Source organism: Pseudonocardia pini, assembly GCF_013870575.1.
GTDB classification, from domain to species: domain Bacteria; phylum Actinomycetota; class Actinomycetes; order Mycobacteriales; family Pseudonocardiaceae; genus Pseudonocardia; species Pseudonocardia pini.
The window spans coordinates 1-4,740 of the sequence record NZ_JACBXB010000424.1 but is presented as its reverse complement, the minus strand read 5'-3'; the positions used below and the strand labels follow the sequence as shown (position 1 = coordinate 4,740).

Annotated in this window: 6 protein-coding genes; 1 reads left to right on the top strand and 5 read right to left on the bottom strand. The window is 72.5% G+C overall.

Going from position 1 to position 4,740, the window contains the following annotated elements; all coding sequences use genetic code 11:
• The 3 genes from H5J29_RS21285 to dhaK all read right to left on the bottom strand — a co-directional run.
• Nucleotides 1-276, bottom strand: a 276-nt coding sequence (locus H5J29_RS21285) for a PTS-dependent dihydroxyacetone kinase phosphotransferase subunit DhaM (protein WP_376768556.1), incomplete at its 3' end; no start/stop codon positions are given.
• 234 nt (nucleotides 277-510) lie between these two features.
• Nucleotides 511-1,137, bottom strand: a complete 627-nt coding sequence (dhaL, locus tag H5J29_RS21280; protein ID WP_181782812.1) for a dihydroxyacetone kinase subunit DhaL — start codon at nucleotides 1,135-1,137, stop codon at nucleotides 511-513.
• Nucleotides 1,134-2,123: a dihydroxyacetone kinase subunit DhaK gene (dhaK, locus tag H5J29_RS21275; protein ID WP_181782811.1), complete on the bottom strand. Its 990-nt coding sequence runs from the start codon at nucleotides 2,121-2,123 to the stop codon at nucleotides 1,134-1,136. The genes dhaL and dhaK overlap by 4 nt, the downstream gene beginning before the upstream one ends.
• A gap of 92 nt (nucleotides 2,124-2,215) precedes the next feature.
• Here dhaK and H5J29_RS21270 point away from each other — a divergent pair, with 92 nt between their 5' ends.
• Nucleotides 2,216-2,944, top strand: coding sequence for an IclR family transcriptional regulator (locus H5J29_RS21270; protein WP_181782810.1), 729 nt, complete (start codon nucleotides 2,216-2,218; stop codon nucleotides 2,942-2,944).
• Nucleotides 2,945-3,180: 236 nt separating this feature from the next.
• On the opposite strand, the gene H5J29_RS21265 is transcribed toward H5J29_RS21270, so the two are convergent.
• Both H5J29_RS21265 and H5J29_RS21260 read right to left on the bottom strand, forming a co-directional pair.
• On the bottom strand, nucleotides 3,181-4,335 hold the full coding sequence (locus H5J29_RS21265; protein ID WP_181782809.1) for a PhoH family protein: 1,155 nt from the start codon (nucleotides 4,333-4,335) through the stop codon (nucleotides 3,181-3,183).
• A gap of 167 nt (nucleotides 4,336-4,502) precedes the next feature.
• Nucleotides 4,503-4,740, bottom strand: a 238-nt coding sequence (locus H5J29_RS21260) for a 16S rRNA (uracil(1498)-N(3))-methyltransferase (RefSeq protein WP_181782808.1), incomplete at its 5' end; no start/stop codon positions are given.

Genomic DNA, 4,740 nt, shown 5'->3' with positions numbered 1-4,740 from the left:
GGCCTCGGGGTCGTCGAGGAGCTCGAGGGCGAGCTCGGCGGAGAGCACCGCGCTGCCCAGGTCCATCAGCACGACGACGCCCGACCCACTGTCCGCCCTGGTCAGCGCGTCGGCGATAGCCGTGGCGTCGGTGCCGAGGGTGTCCGCGTCGAGCCCTGCGGCGACCTCGATCCGGACCTCGTCGCCGTGCAGCATCTCGCGGGCGAGCAACGCCGCCGCCTCACCCAGCGCCCGGCTGTGGGACACGACGACCAACCCGACCGCCCCGTCACTCACCCGTCCTCCTCCTCGCCGTTGCGCGTCGCTCGGGGCCGTGGTGTCCGACTCGCGGGCCGTCACGTCCGACTCGCGGGCCGTCATGTCCGACTCGCGAGCTGTCGTGTTCGACTCGCGGGTCGTGGTGTCCGACTCGCGCGCCGTCACGTCCGACTCGCGGGCCGTCATGTCCGACTCGCCAGCCGTGGTGGCCGACTCGCGCGGCTGGATGTGGGGACTCGCGGGGGCCGAGGCTCAGGGGAGGGTCTCCGCTGCGGTGGCGATCAGGAGGGCGGCGGAGGTGGCGCCGGGGTCCTGGTGGCCCACGCTCCGTTCGCCCAGGTAGCTGGCCCTGCCCTTGCGGGCGAGCATCGGGGTCGTGGCGTCGCGGCCCTCGTCCGCTGCCTGCGACGCCGCCCGCAAGGCCTCCGACAACGGCGAGCCGTCCGTTAGAGCCTGGTCGAGGGCGTCGAGGGCCGGGGACAGGGCGTCGAACATCGTCTTGTCCCCCGCCTCGGGTCGCCCGCGCGCGACCACCCCCTCCAGCCCCGCACGCAGGGCCTTCGCCACCGAGTCCGGGTCGAGCGACGTCGCCTCGCCCGCCGCGGTCCCGATCCGGAGGAAGAGGGTGCCGTAGAGCGGCCCGCTCGCCCCGCCCACCGTGCTGACCAGCGTCATCCCGACCTTCTTGAACAGTGCGCCGACCGTCTCGAACTCCGCGGCGTCGAGCGCCGCGACCACCGCCGCCATCCCCCGCGCCATGTTCGCGCCGTGGTCGGCGTCCCCGATCGCCGAGTCGAGGTCCGTCAGCTCGCCCTGGTGCGACTCGATCGACGCCGCGAACGCGCGCACCCAGGCGACGAACCCGTCGACCTCCGTCATACGCCCCACCGCAGGCCCGGGGTGTCGACCGGGGCGTCCCAGAGCGAGAGCAGGTCGTCGTCCGCACGGAGCAGGGTGACCGAACAGCCCGCCATGTCCAGGCTCGTGATGTACGGCCCGACCAGCGACCGCGCCACCCGCACGCCCGCCTTCTCCAGCAGCGCCGCGACCTCGCCGTACATGAGATAGAGCTCGAGGAGCGGCGAGGCGCCCATCCCGTTGACGAAACAGATCACCGGGTCGGTGGTGAAGTCCAGGTCGGAGAGCACCGGCTCCACCAGCATCTCCGCGATCTCCCGTGCGGGCGCGAGCGGAACCCGGCGCCTGCCGGGCTCGCCGTGGATCCCGATCCCGATCTCCATCTCGGTCTCGGGCAGGTCGAACGTCGGTTTGCCCGCGGCGGGCACCGTGCACGAGGTGAGCGCCATGCCCATGCTGCGGCCGCAGTCGTCGACCTTGCGCGCCAGGTTCGCGACCTCGGCCAACGGCCTGCCCTGCTCGGCCGCCGCCCCCACGATCTTCTCCAGCAACACCGTGGTGCCGACCCCTCGACGGCCCGCGGTGTAGAGGCTGTCCTGGACGGCGACGTCGTCGTCCACGACGACGGTCTCGACCTCGATCCCGTCGGCCAGCTCGGCGGCCATCTCGAAGTTCATGACGTCGCCGGTGTAGTTCTTCACGATGTGCAGGACGCCCGCGCCGCCGTCGACGCCCTGGGTCGCGGCGACCATCTGGTCCGGCACCGGCGAGGTGAAGACCTCGCCCGCGCACGCGGCGTCGAGCATCCCGGGGCCCACGAACCCGCCGTGCATCGGCTCGTGCCCCGAGCCGCCGCCGGAGACGAGCCCGACCTTGCCACGCACCGGGGCGTCGCCGCGGAAGACGACCCGGTTCTCGTGGTCGACCCGCAGCTCGGGATGGGCGGCGGCCATGCCGCGCAACGCCTCCGTGACCAGGTTGGCCGGATCGTTGATCAGCTTCTTCATCTGGGTCCTCCGTCGCACCCGAAGCTCGTTCGACTATGCCGAAACGCACTCGAACGCTACTGTGACCCGAGTCACGACACAAGGAGTCCGGCGTGATCCAGTCCGTCGACCGGGCACTGCGGGTGCTCGCGGTGCTCCAGGGTGCGCGCAGGCGCAGCCTCGGTGAGATCGCGACGGCACTGGAGTTGGCCCCGTCGACCGTGCACGGGATCGTGCGGACGCTGCTGGCCCACGGGATGGTCGTGCAGGAGCGCGACTCCGGGCTCTACCGGCTGGGTCCCGCGACGCTCCGGCTCGGCAACGTCTACCTGGACAACCTCGAGCTCCGCGCGCACGCACAGCCGTGGATCTCCGAGCTCGCGGACCGGACCGGCTGCGCAGTGCGGGTGGCGGTCCCGCTGGGCGACGACGTCGTGGTCGTCGCGGCCGCGCCGACGCCCGTCGAGGTGGGGATCGTGATCCCCGCGCACGCCTGCGCGCTGGGCAAGGTCCTGCTCGCCCACGGCGCCTGCGTGCTCCCCGACCGTCCCCGCCGCATGACCGGCGAGACCGTGTTGAGTCCGCGGGACCCCGGGATCGTCCGGCGGACCGGGCTCGCGACCGAGGTCGAGGAGGCGGTGCTGGGTGAGTGCGGGCTCGCCGCACCCGTCGCGACCGCGGACGAGGTGTGCGGGGCGATCGCGCTGGTGGTCCCCGCGGCCGACTGGCCCCTCCCCCCGACCGCGCTCGCGGCCCTCCACCAGACCGCCCGTGCGATCAGCCGGGAGCTGGGCGCGAGTACGTGGCCCCCGCAGCGCGAGGAGGACGCCGCCACCGCGTGAGTCGCGGTGGTCCATCAGCCCCTACGCAGTGATCATCAGACCCCTACGCAGCTTTGGACACGCAGAAACCTGCGTGAGGGCCTGTTGATCACCACAGGGGAAGGTCATCAGGCCCCTGCGCAGGTCAGGCCGGGTGACGAGCTGCGTGAGGGCCTGTTGATCACCACAGGGGAAGGTCACCAGGCCCCTGCGCAGGTCGGGGTCGGGTTGCGTCCTGCGTCAGGGTCGACCGGGGCTCAGCGCTGGGAGCGGCGCTGGGTGCGGTTCTGGGGCGGGCCGGTGCGGGGGGCGGCGCTGCGGAGGGCGGGGCGGTTCTCCTGGTTCGCGTCGAACCGCGCGTAGGCGTCCACGATCTCGCCCACCAACCGGTGTCGCACCACGTCCTGGCTGGTCAGCTCGGGGAACGACACGTCGTCCACGCCGAAGAGGATGTCCTGCACCACCTGCAGCCCCGAGCGGGAGTTGCCCGGCAGGTCGATCTGCGTGACGTCCCCCGTCACGACGATCTTCGAGCCGAACCCGAGCCGGGTGAGGAACATCTTCATCTGCTCGGGCGTGGTGTTCTGCGCCTCGTCGAGGATGATGAACGCGTCGTTCAGGGTGCGCCCGCGCATGTACGCCAGCGGCGCGACCTCGATCGTCCCGGCCGCGATCAGCTTCGGGATGGACTCGGGGTCGATCATGTCGTGCAGCGCGTCGTACAGCGGGCGCAGGTACGGGTCGATCTTCTCGTACAGCGTGCCCGGCAGGTACCCGAGCCGCTCCCCCGCCTCGACCGCGGGACGGGTGAGGATGATCCGGTTGACCTGCTTGGCCTGCAACGCCTGCACGGCCTTCGCCATCGCCAGGTACGTCTTGCCGGTACCCGCCGGGCCGATGCCGAAGACGATGGTGTGCGCGTCGATCGCGTCGACGTACCGCTTCTGGTTCAGCGTCTTGGGCCGGATGGTCTTGCCGCGCCGCGACACGATGTCGAGGCTGAGCACCTCCGCCGGGGACTCGCCCCGCAGGGCGGCGATCGCCGGGTCCGCCTCGCCGAGCATCTCGACGGTGCGCCGCACGGTGTCCGAGCCGACCTGCTGACCGCGCTCGGCCAGGGTGATCAGCTCGGTGAAGACCCGCTCGGCGAACGCGACGTCCGCCGGGGCGCCGGAGAGGGTGAGCTCGTTGCCGCGCACGTGCACGTCTGCGGACAGGAGCTCCTCGGCGGTGCGCAGCGACTCGTCGCGCGAGCCGAGCAGCGCGAGCAGCGCGGTGTCCGGGACTGCCATGCGGGACTGGACGGGGTCCGGCTGGGTCACGTGCTTACGTCGCCTGCTCTCTGTCACTCGGTGCCGCCTGCGCGGGTCGGGCCGATGGTACCGCCGGGTACCGACAGATCGCCCCACCATTCGCGCGGGAGAACGCGCCGCGACGACCGGGGGGATGGTCGCCGCGGCGCGGCCGCCGGCGAACCGGCGGCTCCCACGGGCTGCTCACGAGGAGCGGTCCCGCGGGACCCCGTGCTCACCAGGGGGGTGGGTGAGCCGTGCCGAGAGTAGACCAGGTGATTGCAGGATCACGCAGACGGTGTGCCGTGCGCCCGGTCACACCACCGGTCGGTCAGTCCGCCGATCGCGCCGAGCGCCACCGCGGCCGCCGTCGACGCCCGGAGCACCTCGGGGCCGAGCCGGACGATCCGCGCGCCCGCACCGACCAACAGGTCCAGCTCGTCGTCGGCGATCCCGCCCTCGGGGCCCACGACCAGCAGGATCTCGCCGTCGGCCGGGAGGTCGGCCGCACGCAGGACCGCCTCG